General features: G+C 59.3%; 15 protein-coding genes. 6 read left to right on the top strand and 9 right to left on the bottom strand.

Features of this window, described 5'->3' with window-relative positions:
- Nucleotide 1: 1 nt before the first annotated feature.
- The 9 genes from EGX79_01860 to EGX79_01820 all read right to left on the bottom strand — a co-directional run bounded on the left by EGX79_01860 (nucleotide 2) and on the right by EGX79_01820 (nucleotide 9,583).
- Nucleotides 2–1,495 carry a hypothetical protein gene (locus EGX79_01860; protein AYX81039.1) on the bottom strand — a complete coding sequence of 498 codons (1,494 nt, stop codon included), beginning with the start codon at nucleotides 1,493–1,495 and terminating at the stop codon, nucleotides 2–4.
- A 31-nt stretch (nucleotides 1,496–1,526) separates the two neighbouring features.
- Nucleotides 1,527–2,525, bottom strand: coding sequence for an ornithine cyclodeaminase (locus tag EGX79_01855; protein ID AYX82678.1), 999 nt, complete (start codon nucleotides 2,523–2,525; stop codon nucleotides 1,527–1,529).
- Between the two features lie 164 nt (nucleotides 2,526–2,689).
- Nucleotides 2,690–3,442 (bottom strand): ATP-binding cassette domain-containing protein, encoded by a 753-nt coding sequence (locus tag EGX79_01850; protein AYX81038.1) that lies wholly within the window; start codon nucleotides 3,440–3,442, stop codon nucleotides 2,690–2,692.
- Complete coding sequence (locus tag EGX79_01845; GenBank protein ID AYX81037.1) at nucleotides 3,439–4,389, bottom strand: ABC transporter ATP-binding protein; 951 nt, start codon at nucleotides 4,387–4,389, stop codon at nucleotides 3,439–3,441. Before EGX79_01845 ends, EGX79_01850 begins: the two co-directional genes overlap by 4 nt.
- Nucleotides 4,386–5,213 carry an ABC transporter permease gene (locus EGX79_01840; GenBank protein AYX81036.1) on the bottom strand — a complete coding sequence of 276 codons (828 nt, stop codon included), beginning with the start codon at nucleotides 5,211–5,213 and terminating at the stop codon, nucleotides 4,386–4,388. Before EGX79_01840 ends, EGX79_01845 begins: the two co-directional genes overlap by 4 nt.
- On the bottom strand, nucleotides 5,206–6,159 hold the full coding sequence (locus EGX79_01835) for an ABC transporter permease (protein ID AYX82677.1): 954 nt from the start codon (nucleotides 6,157–6,159) through the stop codon (nucleotides 5,206–5,208). The genes EGX79_01840 and EGX79_01835 overlap by 8 nt, the downstream gene beginning before the upstream one ends.
- Nucleotides 6,160–6,279: 120 nt before the next feature.
- Nucleotides 6,280–7,950 (bottom strand): ABC transporter substrate-binding protein, encoded by a 1,671-nt coding sequence (locus tag EGX79_01830; GenBank protein AYX81035.1) that lies wholly within the window; start codon nucleotides 7,948–7,950, stop codon nucleotides 6,280–6,282.
- A 221-nt stretch (nucleotides 7,951–8,171) separates the two neighbouring features.
- Complete coding sequence (gene pdxY, locus EGX79_01825) at nucleotides 8,172–9,038, bottom strand: pyridoxal kinase PdxY (protein ID AYX82676.1); 867 nt, start codon at nucleotides 9,036–9,038, stop codon at nucleotides 8,172–8,174.
- Nucleotides 9,039–9,139: 101 nt separating this feature from the next.
- Nucleotides 9,140–9,583 (bottom strand): aminoacyl-tRNA hydrolase, encoded by a 444-nt coding sequence (locus EGX79_01820; protein ID AYX81034.1) that lies wholly within the window; start codon nucleotides 9,581–9,583, stop codon nucleotides 9,140–9,142.
- 139 nt (nucleotides 9,584–9,722) lie between these two features.
- Between EGX79_01820 and EGX79_01815 the strand changes: the two genes are divergently transcribed.
- The 6 genes from EGX79_01815 to EGX79_01790 all read left to right on the top strand — a co-directional run bounded on the left by EGX79_01815 (nucleotide 9,723) and on the right by EGX79_01790 (nucleotide 15,515).
- Nucleotides 9,723–10,505 (top strand): SDR family oxidoreductase, encoded by a 783-nt coding sequence (locus tag EGX79_01815; protein ID AYX81033.1) that lies wholly within the window; start codon nucleotides 9,723–9,725, stop codon nucleotides 10,503–10,505.
- A gap of 16 nt (nucleotides 10,506–10,521) precedes the next feature.
- A complete protein-coding gene (locus EGX79_01810) occupies nucleotides 10,522–11,202 on the top strand; it encodes an alpha-ketoglutarate-dependent dioxygenase AlkB (GenBank protein AYX81032.1) in 681 nt (226 codons plus the stop codon).
- Nucleotides 11,203–11,235: 33 nt separating this feature from the next.
- On the top strand, nucleotides 11,236–12,465 hold the full coding sequence (locus EGX79_01805; protein ID AYX81031.1) for a two-component sensor histidine kinase: 1,230 nt from the start codon (nucleotides 11,236–11,238) through the stop codon (nucleotides 12,463–12,465).
- 52 nt (nucleotides 12,466–12,517) lie between these two features.
- The gene (locus EGX79_01800; GenBank protein AYX81030.1) at nucleotides 12,518–13,225 is read left to right on the top strand and encodes a DNA-binding response regulator; all 708 of its coding nucleotides are present in this window, start codon (nucleotides 12,518–12,520) and stop codon (nucleotides 13,223–13,225) included.
- Between the two features lie 116 nt (nucleotides 13,226–13,341).
- Complete coding sequence (locus EGX79_01795) at nucleotides 13,342–14,085, top strand: ATP-binding cassette domain-containing protein (GenBank protein AYX81029.1); 744 nt, start codon at nucleotides 13,342–13,344, stop codon at nucleotides 14,083–14,085.
- The gene (locus tag EGX79_01790) at nucleotides 14,082–15,515 is read left to right on the top strand and encodes a hypothetical protein (GenBank protein AYX81028.1); all 1,434 of its coding nucleotides are present in this window, start codon (nucleotides 14,082–14,084) and stop codon (nucleotides 15,513–15,515) included. Before EGX79_01795 ends, EGX79_01790 begins: the two co-directional genes overlap by 4 nt.
- Nucleotides 15,516–15,536 lie beyond the last annotated feature (21 nt).

Raw genomic sequence — 15,536 nt, 5'->3', positions numbered from 1 at the left:
TTTAAACCAATTCCCGATATAAAGGCCTATCTATTTTCGGCAAGCTTCCCCGACCTTCCCAAACAAACCGCATGGGCAGGCGAATTTGATGAAATTCGCTTTCATTTTTGTCCATCTGATAACCAGCCGTATTGTGATAAATAACCAAATCCCCAACTCTCGGAATTCGATTCATTTGGACCTTTCGCCAAGTGAGCATGTCATATTCCATACAGCTACTTCCGCCAACACAGACACCAACCGAGCGCGATAGACAATTACTGCCACCACTAGGCCTGCCCATGTAATTGGCGCCATCATCTGAGCCGGGATTCTCCCATAACGTCATGTCAGGCATGTATTCACTGCCTTTCCATTGCTCAGAAAGGCTCATACTTAAACCCGCAACAGTAATAATTATGTAGTCGTCTCTCCATTTCACACCCTGAATTGGAAAAACGCTCAATCCACAACCATCTAACGCCGCTCGGCCTGGTTCAATGGCCAACTGAAATCGCCCATTTTTTAGCCGTTCCGCAAGCGAAGTGCTAGTTTTATCAATCCTCTCAACTGAAGGCGAATTAGCTACTCCCGAAAGAATTTCATCTAACATTTCAGGGCCATCATTGCCCTGCCCACCATACGGATAAAGCCCTTCTGGAATTCGACCAGAATGAAAATAGTCTCGCTTATCCGGTGAATCAATAACCTTTTCCCGAAACATTTCCCACTGGGATGGCTCACAATACTGAACCGAAAATCCTCCACCTATGTCCAGCATCTCTGCCGTCCATCCTTTAATTCGAAGAATTTCCATAAAATCCAAAGCTTTATGTGCTTGGCGGTTACGCTGAGCGGGACTGTATCCGTTCAAATGGAAGGTCACGCCCCTACAGTCAATCCCATTACTAGATTGTTCTCGCAGGGCCTCAAGCTCTCGAAGCCACTGTGCCATGGAGGTGCCGAAGCGAGTCTCAGGCTGTTCTTCAGGCAGTAACCTAATCAACACCGGAGCATCAACGACTCCAAGATCCTTAGCCAGCGAATTAATTCGGAATAGTTCGCTCGGAGAATCTACTGCAATTAGAACTCTCTGCCTGAGAGCAAGAGTCAAAAGCGATTGCGATTTTTCCGCACCCGTAACAACTAAGTCGGCAGCACACACACCAGCGCCTAAAGCGCCGGTGAGCTCCTCCCCGCTCGCAACATCTACGCGATGACCCTCTTCGGCGACTGCGGGGATCCAGCACGCAGACTTATTTGCTTTGTGAGCGAAGTAGATATGCGAGTCGACTCCGTGACGCTCGCAAACAGCAGCAAAAGCATTCAAATTCTGGCGAAAAACCTGAGTATTTAGAACATGAAAAGGCCCTGCCGCTAGTGTGGCTAAACGAGTTAGTTCCGAGACGCCGTCACTTGGAATTGACAGTAAATCTTTCGCCCAGTCACGTTGTTTCGGGACCAGGGTCGAGGTCTTGGGCACAGAGGGTGTAGAAGCAAAAGTTTTATCGTTCACTTTTCATTTCCCGTAGTGCCGACAGCGAGCGTTACGACCATAGCGACACCTCCGTACCTCGCCCAGCAGAAAATGCACGAACCGCAAGTTCCTGAGCAACTGGAATATCCGTAATAATCATTCCCGTCGAGAATGCAAAAACTCGGTCAGTTTCATTCGTGCGCCCTGGGGCCTTTCGCGCGAGAATATCGGGTAGTGTTGCATCCAATTCCACTTCTTTGCCCTGGAGCAATCGCTGCCCAACTAGCTCGAACTGTCCGGCACTAGTAGCAATTACCCTGTCTGCAGCAGCAACAGCACCATCCGCAATTCCCTTGGAAGCAACAGAAATTAGCAGCCCACCTTCGGGAATCCATTCAGTTTGAATCGATGGGTGCCAGGCACGACCGGAAGCAACTACGGTGATATCGCTGCTTTGAACTGCCTTCATAACAGAAGCATCATCGCGTTCAACTAGTTCGATATTCCGCTCGGGAAACCAGTGATTAAGCGACTTCCGGCTTTTTTCTAATCCTCCCGGATGAGTTCCATGCAGCTGTAGTTTTTCGAGGCTCGGCACTGCTGTGACCAAGTAGGAAAGTGTGTTAACTGACTGAATCCCAGTGCCAAAAACAGTCACAGTCTTCGCATCAGCGCGTGCACATTCTCGCGCAATCAATGCTGTCGTAGCGGGAGTTCGCGAGGCTCCAACTTTTTGGCAGTCCATTAGCGCGTATGGCATGCCGCTTTCATCGTCGTAGAGACTAATGGTGGTGTAGTACTTATCTGGGTTGTCGCTTCCGTGGCGATAAGAGGTCTTGTATCCAACGAGATCACGGTTGGCATCAAAACCGAGCATCGAAAAAGCAATCGAGTCCCGGCTCTCAACCGGTAAGTCAATCATCATTTTTGTCGGGCACTGCGAGGAACCTTCCGCGAATGCCAAGTATCCATCTTCTACTGCACGGATAACCAGCGAAGGTTCGAGTTCGATATCTTCCAAGTCCGATCGGGTCAAAAGTCGAAGCTTTGGAGTTTTTGAATCAATCAATAGAAGTCCTTCAAGCAAGTAACGATTGATAGCCAACCATTCAACCAACAAAAGGAGAGCCTACACTACCTGTCATAGGTATGGCTACCCTAATTCCTATATTCTATCGGCGATCACAGGCAGTGAAGGTTCAATGACTCCAAGCTGGGCGCTAAGCAATATCGCTACTCTAAGGCGAGGACGCCGTCGCACACGGCGGCGAGAAGCCTGTGTTCATGGCTAATCATGAGAACACCGCCGCCAGATACGGCGAAATCCCGGATGACCTCGACGATTGCCGCGGAGTTGGCGGCGTCGAGCATGGCGGTCATCTCGTCGCAGATGAGGTAGCGTGGACCGGCGGCCAGGGTGCGAGCGACTGCGGCACGCTGGAGCTGCCCGTCTGAGACCTGGCTAGGGAAGCGATCGAGAAGGTCCGGAGTCAGCCCAACGTTTCGGATGAGCTCGTCGATGTCCACACTTTTCCCGGTTCGCTGACCATCCCGCCGCCCTTGCCGCCCCTGTCGTGCGGCTGAGCGAATGGTGCGCCCCAAAGTCATCCGCGGGTCGCAGGACCTTCGGGGAGACTGAAACACCATCCCAATCTGGCCACGAACCCGCTGCCCGGCGCGGCTGCGCACAGCGCCGACCGGCACCCCGTCGCAGAAGCACTGCCCTAAATCGGGCACTTCCAGGCCTGCGAGGATACGGCCGAGCGTGGACTTGCCAGCCCCCGAAGGCCCACGAAGCCCGACGATCTGCCCTGGATCAACCCTGATGGAAACGTCCGATAAAACGACTCTCGCAGAGCCGTCCTTGGCGCCGAATGACTTCGACACGTTCTCGGCGACCAGCGCTTTGCCACTCGCCTGCGCGTCACAGCTCACCGAAGCCTGCTCACTCACCAACGCCTTACTCACCACAGCCTCCTCGTTCATTTCCCCGCCTCCTCGAGCCTGCGCGCGTAGCAATAGTCCTCGTCCAGGTTCGTCAAGCTCGGCACCACGCCGGGCATCGGCCGCATGCCGTTTTCGGGCAGCGCTGCGAGCAGGTCGCGCATGTATTCGCTGGCTGGGGCCTCAATCACCTGTTTTGCCGGTCCCGTCTCCTCAAGGCGCGATGCGTACATCACTGCAACTCGGTCGGCGATGCCGCTATCGCGCAGCTCGGAAATGTCGTGCGTAATTAGCATGACTCCCACACCACTGTCGGCGATTTGGCGAAGCATGCGCAGCAGGGCCATGGTCAGGTCGGGGTCGAGGGAGGCCGTCGGCTCGTCAGCAATCACCAGAGCAGGGTCGCCAGCCAGGGCGAATGCCACTGCTGCGCGCTGCGCCATACCCCCGGAAAGTTCGTGGGGATACAGCGCCGCGACCTCCGCATCCAGGCTGACTCGCCGCAGCATCTCCTCCACCGTGTGGTTGCGCCCCAGAACGGAAATTGTTTCTTTTAGCTGTGCCCCGACCGTGCGCACCGGTGTCAAAAACGTCGCCGCCGACTGCGGTACTAGCGCGATTTGCCGCCCCGCCAGCTCCTCGTCAGTGCGAGCAAGGCCCGCGCCGGTACGTCGCCGCGCCAGAATTTCGATGGGCTCGGCGTTCCTCTCCGCTTCTGCACCACTGTCAGCTGCCCCTTCGCGCGGATAGAAACGCACCTGCCCCTCTACTCTCGCGTGCGGCGGCAGCATGCCAACCACCGCCGAGGCAATAATCGACTTTCCGCAGCCCGACTCACCCACAACCGCGACGACCTCTCCCCTACCCACAGTCAGGGACACGCCCGTCGCGGCATGCACCACGTCACCACCGCGCAGGGGAATCCGCACTGTCAGTCTCTCAATGTCCAGCAGCTTCTCTCGCTTGCCGACGCCCTCCCGAGCACTCACACCAGCACCTCCTGTCCGGTCACCCGCTCCTTCAAATGCGTGCCGACGGCCGCAATACACAACGTTGTGGCGACGAGGAAAAACGAGGGAAACACCAAAATCCACCAATGGCCGAGAAGCAGGGCGCCCTCGGCGTCGGCAAGCAGAGTCCCGAGAGACGGCTTGTGCGGCGGCAGGCCCACCCCAAGGAAAGACAGCGTCGACTCGTGCCAGATTGCGTGCGGGATCAGCAAGATAAGGCCGACCAAGGACTGCCCCAGTGCCGCCGGAACAACGTGCCGAGCTAGCACGCGTGCGCGGCTCATTCCGGACAGGAGCGCGGCCTCGACGAACTCGGCGCCCCGCAGATGCAGCACGGACGCACGGACCGTTCGGGTGATGGTCACCCAGTGCGTCAGTACCAGGGAGATGATGATTGCGGGGACCGAGCCTCGGAAAAGGCTGACGATGAGCAGCCCCAGTAGCAGGTGCGGCAGCGCGTTGGTGACGTCGGCGCTGCGCATAATGACGCGGTCGACGCGCCCGCCGAGCATGCCTGCGGTAACGCCGAGGACGATACCGACGATCGCCGAGCACACTGCCGTGACCAGTGCAATGAAAAGGGAAATGCGCATTCCCGCAGCAACTCGAACGAAAACGTCGTGCCCCTTCGAATCGGTACCGAAGAAGTGCTCAGGCCCCGGGGCGACACCGGAATTGGCGAAGTCGGTGAGCACCAGGTCGGAGTCGTGAAACAGCGGAGTTAAAAAGGCGTAGGCAGCGATGAGGACCAGGCACGCCACGGCCACGACCGGGGCGACCGGCCTCTTTGTCGTTTTAAGCATCTGCATCCACCCGTGGGTCGAGGACGACGAAGGCGACGTCGGCAAGCAGATTTCCGAGCAGGACGATAGCCGTCGTCGCGATAGTGAGAATGCTCAGCAGCGGAAAGTCCAAGCTCTGAGCCGATTTGACCAGCGCGGTTCCGAGCCCAGGCCACGCGAAGACCGCCTCCACCAGTGTCGATCCGACGACCAGCTCAGACAGTCGCGCGCCGATGAGCGCGAGGAAAGGCGGCACTGCGGTCGGCAGGATATGGGAGAAAATAATCGTTCGGCGCGGAATGCCGCGGACCTGCGCTCCGGTGACCGCGCCGGAGTCCATGACCTCGACGATGGACTCACGCAACGACAGCACCAGCCACGGCACCTGCGTAATCGCAAGAACGACAGCTGGCAGCGTAAGGTGCGCCACCGTAGAGGAGAAAGTCACGGGCTCGCCCGGGTAGGTCAGGCCTCCGGTGGGAAATAGCTTCCAGGCCAACGCAAAAAGGCCGAGGCCGCCGAGTGCAACGACGAAGGGCGGGGTCGCCTGAATCACCGTCGAGATCGACAGGACTAGCCGGTCTAGCACTCCCCCGCGCCGCACCGCAGCCCACAGTGCCAGAACGAATGACAGCGCGATAGCTCCGGCAAGTCCGCAGGCGCCGAGCAGCATCGTCCACGGCAGACGCTCGGCGAGCACCTGCGTCACCGGCTGTGAGTAGGACCTCGAAATGCCAAGGTCGCCCACCGCCAGGCCCTGCAGCCACACCAACCACGACTCCCACCAGGGCCTATCCAGCCCCAACTGGTGAGAAATCGAGACTCTCTGCGCTTCGGTCAGGTTGCCCGCCTGACCTTTGAGATACGCATCCAAAGGGTCGAAGGGGCTCACCGCCGCCAGCGCGAACACTGCTGCCGTCACCGCCACAACGATGGGAACGGCTACCAGCACTCGCCTCACGACGATTCCTGCGACCTGCCGTTTCCGGCTCTTGAAACGGGGTTGATGCTCAGAGGGGTGTAGACGCGGGTGTGAGTGCGGGCGCGAGCGAGGGTGAGGACGTGGGTGTGGCTCGGCTTTTGTCATTTACTTGTGCCATGCCCCCAGGTTGAACCACGGGCCGAAGTTCAGGCCGTGGGCATGGGGCTCAAGGATGGCATCCGGGTGCGTGTAGCCACGGTCGCGCTCGACATAGACATGGTCAACGTAGACCAGCTGCAGCATGGCGGGCTTTTCGGCGTAGAGCTTCTGAATCTTACGGTAGAGCTCGTCTCGCTTGGCCTGGTCCGCTTCGACGCGCGCCTGGTCGAGCAGCTTGTCGATCTCCGGGTTGACGTAGTCGGAGCCGTTATCCCACTTGGCACCGGCACCCGGCTCAGCGTACTTGGAGTGCAAGATTGAGTAGATCTGGCCGTCGACGGAGTACGGGGTACCGCCTCCTCCCAGCATGACCGGGGTCTTGGCGTAGTCCTCGCGGGTGACAGACTTGGAATCACGGGCGACCGGATTGACCTCAATGCCGACCTTCTTCAGGTCGGAGGCTGCGGCCAACGTCAGGTCTGTGCGGGCGTGATCGCGGTTCGGGAAGTAGATGACATCGAACGCGGCGCGCTGGCCGTCCTTGACGCGGATGCCGTCCGAGCCCTTCTTCCACCCGGCGTCGTCGAGAAGCTTCTCGGCCTTCGCGGTGTCGTGCTTGATCTCGGCGGTCGGGTCGTAGGCGTCGCCGTAGAAGTCCGCGAGGAAGGTGGAGTTCGGCTTCGCGTGGCCCTTCATCACGTCTTTCGCCATGGCCTCACGGTTGACAGCCAGGTTGACCGCATTGCGGATTGCCTGGTCACCGGTGACCGGGTTGCCCGCTGGAAGGGTGATTCCGCGCCAGTCCGCCGAATGCGCCGACTCGACCTTGAATCCCTCCTGGCCTTCAAATTCCTGCGCCAACGCCGGCTCCATAATGGTTCCGTCGCCCTCGCCGCCGCGCAGCTGCTGAGCACGGGAGTTTTCGTCCTGATTGACTCGGTAAATGACTTTCTTCAGCTCAGGGGCCCCGCCGTGATAATCCTCGCGGGCCGTGAAGATGGCCTCGTCGGCACGCAAAGATTCGAGCTTGAACGGGCCAGTTCCCACGGGCTTGGTATTGAGATCTGAGTCCTCGGCGGGCTTCAAATCATCGAAGTTGAAGGCCTCCGACGGGGCGATGCCGTTGAGGAGCTGGTGATCGAATTCCGCGTACGGGATATTCAGCTCGAAGACGACCTTGTCTCCGTCGGCGTGCACCTCATCGAGCATTTCCCAGTTCGGAGCCTCAGAGGAGGCCGAGCGCTCGTCGAGGATGGCCTTGTAGGTCGCCACGACGTCCTCCGGCCCGAAGGTGGTCCCGTCGGAGAAGGTGATTCCGTCCTTGATTGGAACGGTCCACGTTTTGTTGCCATTGCTCGGCTCGGCGGGGCCGGAGGCTAGCAGAGGCTCAAAGTCGACGGGCTTCGTGGAGGTGTCACCCGACACCGGCTTGAGCCGGAAAAGGCCCTCGTAGACCGGGGAATCGCCGGACCTGCTGTAACCAGCAACCGGGTTGTATCCGCCGGTTTCGTTGTTATCCAGCAGGACCAGGGTCTGCTCGGCGCTGGCGCCGGAGTCCCCGGCGGCACCGGAGGCGGACTTATCATCGGGGTTCGAACAGGCGGTCAACCCGAGGCCACAAATCGCAAGTGCAGAGACCGAGACAGCCAGGGTTCGCCCCGTGCGGGTAGAAAACATTTACTCCCCTTTATTGAAGGATAGGCACAACTAAGTAGTAACCGTTTTCATTATCTACTCATTGGAAACTTTATTTCAATGGTTCAAAATCTTTTCTTCTTGTTGCGCAAATGTTTAGAACCCAGGTAAAAGGCAGAAAAATCCCGAAGACCTGGTACGACGATGGCGGCAACACATAAGTGCTGCCGCCATCGACTCCCCCTATATTCGCTTATAAAGCGCTACGCTACCTTCGTAACCTCAAAACGCTGCTCCGGGTGAACGTAGGCCTCCTGCGCGCGCACGAGCTCCAGCTCGCCAGAGCCGGACTCGTGCGTGACCTTCAGCAGCTCAAAGATACTGGCCGCTGTGTTACCCAACGCGACCGAAAGGTCACCGTAAATACCGCGACCGCGCAGCAGGTTGCCTGCAAACAGCGCAGCCGCGACATCGCCGGAACCGTTGCGCTTCAGGGGCAGGTACGGCGTCGCCACCAGCCATGCGCCCGCACCATTGACGGCGAGCATCTCAATCTCGCCCTCCTTGCGCTCCGGACGCAGCACACTGGTCACCAACACGGCCTCCGGGCCCATCTCACGAGCAGCATGGGCTGCCGCAATGGTGGACTCCAGGTCGTTGACCTCGCGGCCCGTCAGGTATCCCAGCTCAAACTGGTTCGGCGTAATCACGTCTGCCACCGGCACAACCTTGTCGCGCAGCAGCGGCGGAATGTCATCCGAGACGTGGCAGCCGCTCTTGGCATTTCCCATCACCGGGTCACACGAGTAAATGGCCTTCGGGTTGCGCTGCTTGGCCATCGCCACGGCCTCGATGATGACATCCGCAATATCGCTACCGCCCTGGTAACCGGAGATAATCGCATCGACGTCGTCAAGCTTGCCCAGCTCATCGATACCCTTGATGACCTCGCGCACATCCGTGGCCGGAATCATCGGGCCGCGCCACTGGCCGTAGCCGGTGTGGTTGGAGAAATCGACGGTGTGGACCGGCCACACTTCAAAACCTGCGCGCTGCAGCGGGAAGACCGCAGCGGAGTTGCCCACGTGGCCATAGCTCACATGCGACTGGATAGACAGAATCGAGGGCACACGGTTGAACTCCGCAACAGCTTCAGCTGCCTTTTCGGTAGGGGCCTGGTTTTCGCTCATACCATCTATATTGCAACGGATGCGCGAAAAGCCCATATTCCCTAGTAGGCGCTGGGGCGACGTCGGCTGGCTTTGAGCTCGGAGCGGCGCTGCTTCTGCGCTTTACGACGGGCAATCGAGGCCCGACTCGGTCGAGTCCGCCGGCGCCTCGGAGGCGGTGGCTGCACGGCTTCTCGGATGAGATCCGCCATGCGACGCCGGGCTTCCGCGCGGTTGCGCACCTGGGAGCGCTGCGTGGTGACGGACACGGTCAGGGTGGTGCCATCGAGTCGGTGGCTGAGGTTCTGGAGAGCGCGGCGGCGGTGGACATCGGACAGCACGCTGAGCTCGGCGATATCGACCGATAGCTGCACCTTGGAGTCGGTGGTGTTAACGCCCTGACCGCCCGGCCCTCCGGAGCGCGCGAAGCGTTCGGTGAGCTCCGCCGCGGGGATGACGAGGCCCTTTGGGATGCCGGGACCTGGTGGGATGTTCAGGGGTTTCATGGTGGCCAGTGTAGAGGGCGCGTTTGTAATCGGGTCACACTTCCACCAATCCGCTGTTAAACAACAAATGCTCGCCTAAGCTGGCGAATAACATTTATCCACTTATAAAAACAGTAAGAAAAGGCAGGATTGAGGCACCATGGCCACTTCTGATTCCCCGTCCATTTTCATCTCCGGCGGCGCGCAGGGCATTGGTCGCGCGGTGGCCGAGAAGTTCCTGGCTGCAGGCTGGACCGTAGGCGTCTACGACATCAATGAGGATGCCCTGGCGAAGCTCAAGGCTGAGCGCCCGGAGGTAATCGTCGGCAAGCTGGACGTGACGGACTTTAAGCAGTGGGAAGACGCGCTTGCGGACTTCACCTCCCACACCGGCGGCAAGCTGACGGTGCTGGACAACAACGCGGGCATCATCGGCGATGGCGATATCATCGACCAGTCGCCGGAGATTATTCGCGCGCAGGTGGACATCAACTGCACCGGTCTGACTCTGGGCGCGAAGGCGGCGCACCCGTACCTGAAGCGCACTAAGGGGTCTCACCTGGTCAACATGGGTTCGGCTTCGGGCATCTACGGCCAGCCGCACATCGCGCCGTACTCCGCGTCGAAGTTCTACGTCTCTGGTCTGACGCAGGCTCTGGATCTGGAGTGGCGCAAGGACAAGATCCGCGTCGTCGCAATCATGCCGCTGTGGGCGAAGACCAAGCTGGCGGACGTTTCTGCTGGTTCCACCCGCCGTCTTGGCGTGCGCATCACGCCGGACCAGGTCGCTGATGCTGTGTGGAAGGCAACGCACCCGCAGAACTTCATTGAGCGCCAGCGTCACTTCTACTCGGTGTCGGCGGCAGACTTTATCCTGCGCTACCTGGGCAAGATTGGTCCACAGTTCCTTTCACGCCCGGTTAACGCAATCATCGCGGGTTAAGAGGCAAACTAGACCTATGCTCTTCGATCAACTCCCGCGCGACGATGCCCGCATCACGCCGGGAGTTGTTCATTTGCCGGGATGGCTTCCCCTGGACCGGCAGGCGGGCATCATCACGCAACTCCGCGACATCGCCCGCGACGTTGCCGGCACTCCCCTGGCCATGACTCGCCCGCAGCTCAAAAGTGGTCAGATGCAGGTCTTTATGCTGCATCTCGGCCGCATGTGGGCCACCAATCCCTACCGCTACGTCACGCACGCAGGCGGCGTTCGCGTCCCGCCCGTGCCTGACAATCTGCTACAGCTCGCCACCGAAGCACTTCGTGCCGCCGCGCTTTACGACGAATCCCTCAACCAGTGGCCCTCCACTTTTCGGCCCGACATGGCGTTGGTCAACTACTACCCACCCGGGGCCACCATGGGGATGCACCAGGACCGAAACGAAAACTCCCCTGCCCCGATTGTGTCACTCTCTATCGGCGATGAGGCTCTGTTCCGCATTGGCGGCACGGAGAACCGCAATAAGCCCTGGGATGACGTGACTCTCGCCAGCGGGGATGTGATTGTGTTTGGTGGCCCGAAGCGGCTTGCGTTTCATGGTGTGCCCAAGACTCGTCCGGGCACACTGCCGGAAGGGTGCGGGCTTAAAGAGGGCCGCATCAACATCACATTCCGGCAAGTGGAAAACTCACACTAAACCGCGCAAGCCACCGACCGCTAGCCTAGACACATGCAGCGCACCGCTTCCTCCATGCACGCACAGCCTGCCACCGCGCAGACCCCTGCCCCACTCGACTGGCGCAGCCGGGTACGTTTCTTTGTCGGCTCGTTCCCAACTGCCGATCTCGCTATTGCGACTGCTTTCCTGCTGTGCTGCTGGTTGAGCATGACGCCGCTACTTACTTATGGCCCGAGCTTTACTTATGTCACCAATGTGATTCTGTCCGCGATGATTGCCGGGGCCGCAGCGTTTCGTCGTAAAGCAGTGCATGCATCGTTTGTGATTACGTACATTGCCCTGGCGGGTCTCGCCTTGCTGGTGTGGCTATCCCCAGTGAACCTTGGGTTAGACCCCATTATTGTTGCTGCCCCACTATCTCTATGGGCTGTGACCAGGTGGGAACCGAATCGCACCTGGGGCATCGTTGGGCTGTTTTTAGGGTTGATTGGCAGCTTCCTCAACCCGGCAGTTCCTGCCTTCGGCTTTACCCCGGAACGACTATTGGTCTTCGGACTACCGGCGGTGCTCATCACGGCGAGCGCGTACGCAGTGCCACTGTGGCTGCGCATCAACGCCGAGGAACATGCCGCAGAGTTGGAGAACGTCGTGGCGCTCAACAAGCTGGAGTTATCCAGGGAGCTTCACGACGTCGTGGGGCACGGACTCACCTCTATTAAAGTTCAGGCCCAAACCGCTCTGTACCTGGCGGAGATAGATGACTCACGAGCGGAACGCGCTGCTAAAAAGACCACGCTGGAAGGTATTGCCCAGACCGCAGAACAATCGTTGCGAGATGTGCATGCGCTTGTCGATGCACTACGTGAAGGCGGCGAGATTAGCGCTGACCCGAATGAGATTCCGCGTCTAGTTTCGGCTGTCTGCCCGCCGGGTCGCGATGTTTCGGTGACTCTGCCGGAGTCTTATGGGGCGCTGGCGGATTGGCCACTCGCGAAGCGTTTGACTTTGGTCCGGGCAGTGACGGAGTTGGCCGCGAATATGGCCAAGCACTCATCGGGTGATGGTCAGCTGGCACTGGCAATCGATCCACCTGCCGACGCTGATGACAGCCCGGCGCGGGTTCATTTGGTGACTGCAAATCGGGCTGAGAGCGAAACTTTGGAACCCAGGAAGCGAGCTGGCGCTGGCCTGATTGGTCTGGATGAACGCGTGGCTCAGCTCGGTGGCGAGATGACTTATGGTGAAAGCGACGGCATGTTCCGCGTCAGTATTCGGCTGTAAGCGGTTCGACCGAAGCAGGGCTGACTGTCAATCCTGTTGAGAAAGACGAGCAATGGATGTAATTCGAGTATTAGTGGCTGAAGATCAGGCTTTGATTCGGCAGTCTTTCGCGCAGCTTATTGATGCCCACCCGCAGATGAAAGTCATTGGTGCCGTGGGCGACGGCACCGAGGCTGTGCGTTGTGCCTCCGGAGCCGATGTGGTCGTCATGGACATTCGAATGCCCGTGATGGACGGTATCGAGGCCACACGACAGATTGTGCAAGGCGTGCCGTCCGGAGGTGCGGCTCGCGCTTCCACTCCAAAAGTCTTGGTACTGACCACTTTCCGCGAAGAAAACCTGGTGCTCGGCGCTTTAGAAGCTGGGGCCGCAGGCTTTTTGCTCAAAGACTCCAATCCCCGTGAGCTGCTTTCGGCCATCATGCGTATCCACCGTGGTGAAGGAGTCATCGATCCGAAGGTGACGCCGATGGTGTTGCGGCATGTTTCACCGCGCGCACCGCACTCAGGACAGCCAGCGAGAGCGTTCTCGACACATGGCGCTGACTCAGACCCCACTCACACAGGAACCCAATTCACACCCCGCGAACAGGAGATTTTGAACCTCGTCTGCCAAGGGCTTTCCAATGACGAAATTGCTCGCAGGTTGGTTGTCGCCACGACGACAGTGAAAACCCATGTGAAATCCCTGTTGACCAAGACAGGCTCACGCAGTCGCGTGGATCTTGTCATTTGGGCTGCGAAAAACGGGCTGCTGTAGCTTCTCCTCGCTGGTACCGTCATCCTCGCTATCGCCTCCTCCCTAGGGAGGATATTTCCGCCACCTCATCCTCAGGGAGGGCGCGAACCGTGCCAAACACTCCTATTACTTAAGGCATGAACGCACCAACCCCCACCTCAGGCCCTTCCGCAGACGCCGCCGCTCCCCTCCTTCAGCTGCGCGGCATCACTGTCTCCTACGGCAAGAACGAACCTGTCCTGAACGGCCTCGATATGAACGTCCGCGCCGGCGAGGTCTACGGGCTATTGGGACTCAACGGCGCAGGTAAATCCACGTTGATGAGCACGGTGCTTGGGCTAATTCCCTACTCCGGTGAAATCAGCATCGCGGGACACCCGTGGTCCGTTGTCGACCTGGACCGCATCGGCGCCTCCATCAATGGCCCGGCGTTCTACCCACAGCTCTCAGCCACCGACAATCTCAAAGTGCACGCACATCTGACCGGCACGGACAAGAGCCGTATCGCCGAAGTCCTCGACTTGGTCGGGCTTCATGCTGGTAACAAGCGTGGCCGCGCTTTCTCAACGGGCATGAAGGTTCGTCTTTCCCTGGCGATGGCGCTGCTCACCGACCCCGACATTGTGCTTCTCGACGAGCCCACCAACGGCCTCGACCCCGAAGCTATCGTGGGCCTGCGCACCTTGTTGCGAAATCTTGCCGCTAGTGGCAAGGCCGTCGTGGTGTCCTCCCATCAACTCGGAGAGGTCGAGAAGAGCGTTGACCACCTTGGCGTCCTTGCTGGTGGCCGACTGGTCTACGAAGGCCCGCTGGCTGACTTTGCGGCTGCTGGTCAATCCCTCGAGCAAGCTTTCTTCACCGCAGTAGGTGTTGCCCGATGAGCACTCAACCGCACACGCGCACTCTTAACACGCGCACCGTTCCTGCCCGCCGCTACTTCCGCGCCGAGCTACTGCGGGCAAAGTGGTCACTCACCATGTTTCTTCCCATCATCATGGTGGCAATCGCTCTGGTCAGCATGGTCTTTTCTAGAGGCGTTGACGCCACCGCCATGGCGAGCGCCCACATCTACTCGCTTATCCTGCTTCCTCCCCTGGCTGCTATTACGTCCGTCATCGGCCAAAACCGTGAAGAAAAACTCCGCCAAGGCGGCCTAATCTGGCGCAATATCTCGGGCACTCGAGTGCTCCTTGCCCGCGCAGCCACTGTCATTGCCTCCGCGGCCCTCGGTCACGCATTGATGGCTGCACTCCTTGCCCGGAGCGTGAGCACCGCATTGCAATTCACGCTCTTTAGCACGTTGTCATTCTTCGTCTTCTGGACATTCGGCCTTGCCCTATGGCGCCTTGTGCCACGCGCAGCTCTCTTCCTCGCTCCGCTCGCTTCCATCGCTTGGGCCATCGCAGGAACACTGGACGCCATGAGCCCAAACTGGAAAGTTCTCCCGTGGACCTGGGCAATCCGCCCAACGTTACCTATCCACGGAGTGCAGGCTAATTCCATCTCGGCTCCCGCCGACAGCGAGATCTGGAACATCGCCATCCTGCCGCCCGCGTTGCTGCATTTACTCCTCGGGCTAGGTCTATTTGCCATCGCATTGCTTGCGCACGGAAAATCTCTCAGCTTGCCGACGGGCCGGGAACGCAGCACTTCGTCGTTAAGCCATGGCATGAGCGCGACCCTTCCCTGGCGCACCTGGTGGAGTCTCGCAGCGCTGATGCTTGCCGGACTTGCGGTCGTGCGTGTGGTGTGGAACCCGGAGTATGCGCTGGGGCTGCTGAGTTTCGTCTGCGTGCCGACGGCCGCAACCGTGGTGGCCATCATGACATGGACTTCGCAAGCCGATGCCTGGCCAGCACTGATGTATCGGCGTGCGCGACACAGCATCACGCTCCGACTGTTTGCCTTGGATATGGCGTTTCTCCTGCCGGTGCTGGTGGTTGCGGTGGTGATCAGTGGTGCAGGCGGCGAGACCAATAGCCAGACGGGCATTAACCCCTGGCCGTACCAGGCGGTAATCGCGTCTCTTGTGGCCGCGATGATTGTGGCCGTGACCGGCTTAATTGCGCGTCGAAGTGTGGCGGCCGCAATCTTTGTCTCGGTCGCGCTCGGCGGTTGGGCGGTGATGGTTGGCGGTGATGTCCTCAGCGCCTCACCGTTGTGGTGGACCTCGGAATGGGGATGGACTTGGGTAGTCCGTGATTACCCCGATCGGTGGCCAGTGATGGTTCTCGTGTCCGCCATTGTGATGGCGGCGTTCGTGGCTTGGGCTCGGGCGACATCATTGAAAGCGATCCGATCCCAAGACTGACGGCGGCGCTACGAGCAGCCC

The organism is Corynebacterium jeikeium (genome assembly GCA_003955985.1).
In the GTDB taxonomy this organism is placed as follows: domain Bacteria; phylum Actinomycetota; class Actinomycetes; order Mycobacteriales; family Mycobacteriaceae; genus Corynebacterium; species Corynebacterium jeikeium_D.
Note: the sequence above shows the minus strand (reverse complement) of the source record. Positions and strands in the feature narration are given on the sequence as shown.

Excerpts from the sequence above, each read along its gene's own strand:
- EGX79_01815 (AYX81033.1), top strand. The coding sequence starts at position 9,723 with ATGGCCACTTCTGATTCCCCGTCCATTTTCATCTCCGGCGGCGCGCAG.
- EGX79_01850 (AYX81038.1), bottom strand. The coding sequence starts at position 3,442 with ATGAACGAGGAGGCTGTGGTGAGTAAGGCGTTGGTGAGTGAGCAGGCT.
- EGX79_01790 (AYX81028.1), top strand. The coding sequence starts at position 14,082 with ATGAGCACTCAACCGCACACGCGCACTCTTAACACGCGCACCGTTCCT.
- EGX79_01805 (AYX81031.1), top strand. The coding sequence starts at position 11,236 with ATGCAGCGCACCGCTTCCTCCATGCACGCACAGCCTGCCACCGCGCAG.
- EGX79_01810 (AYX81032.1), top strand. The coding sequence starts at position 10,522 with ATGCTCTTCGATCAACTCCCGCGCGACGATGCCCGCATCACGCCGGGA.
- EGX79_01800 (AYX81030.1), top strand. The coding sequence starts at position 12,518 with ATGGATGTAATTCGAGTATTAGTGGCTGAAGATCAGGCTTTGATTCGG.
- EGX79_01840 (AYX81036.1), bottom strand. The coding sequence starts at position 5,213 with ATGCTTAAAACGACAAAGAGGCCGGTCGCCCCGGTCGTGGCCGTGGCG.
- EGX79_01830 (AYX81035.1), bottom strand. The coding sequence starts at position 7,950 with ATGTTTTCTACCCGCACGGGGCGAACCCTGGCTGTCTCGGTCTCTGCA.
- EGX79_01795 (AYX81029.1), top strand. The coding sequence starts at position 13,342 with ATGAACGCACCAACCCCCACCTCAGGCCCTTCCGCAGACGCCGCCGCT.
- EGX79_01820 (AYX81034.1), bottom strand. The coding sequence starts at position 9,583 with ATGAAACCCCTGAACATCCCACCAGGTCCCGGCATCCCAAAGGGCCTC.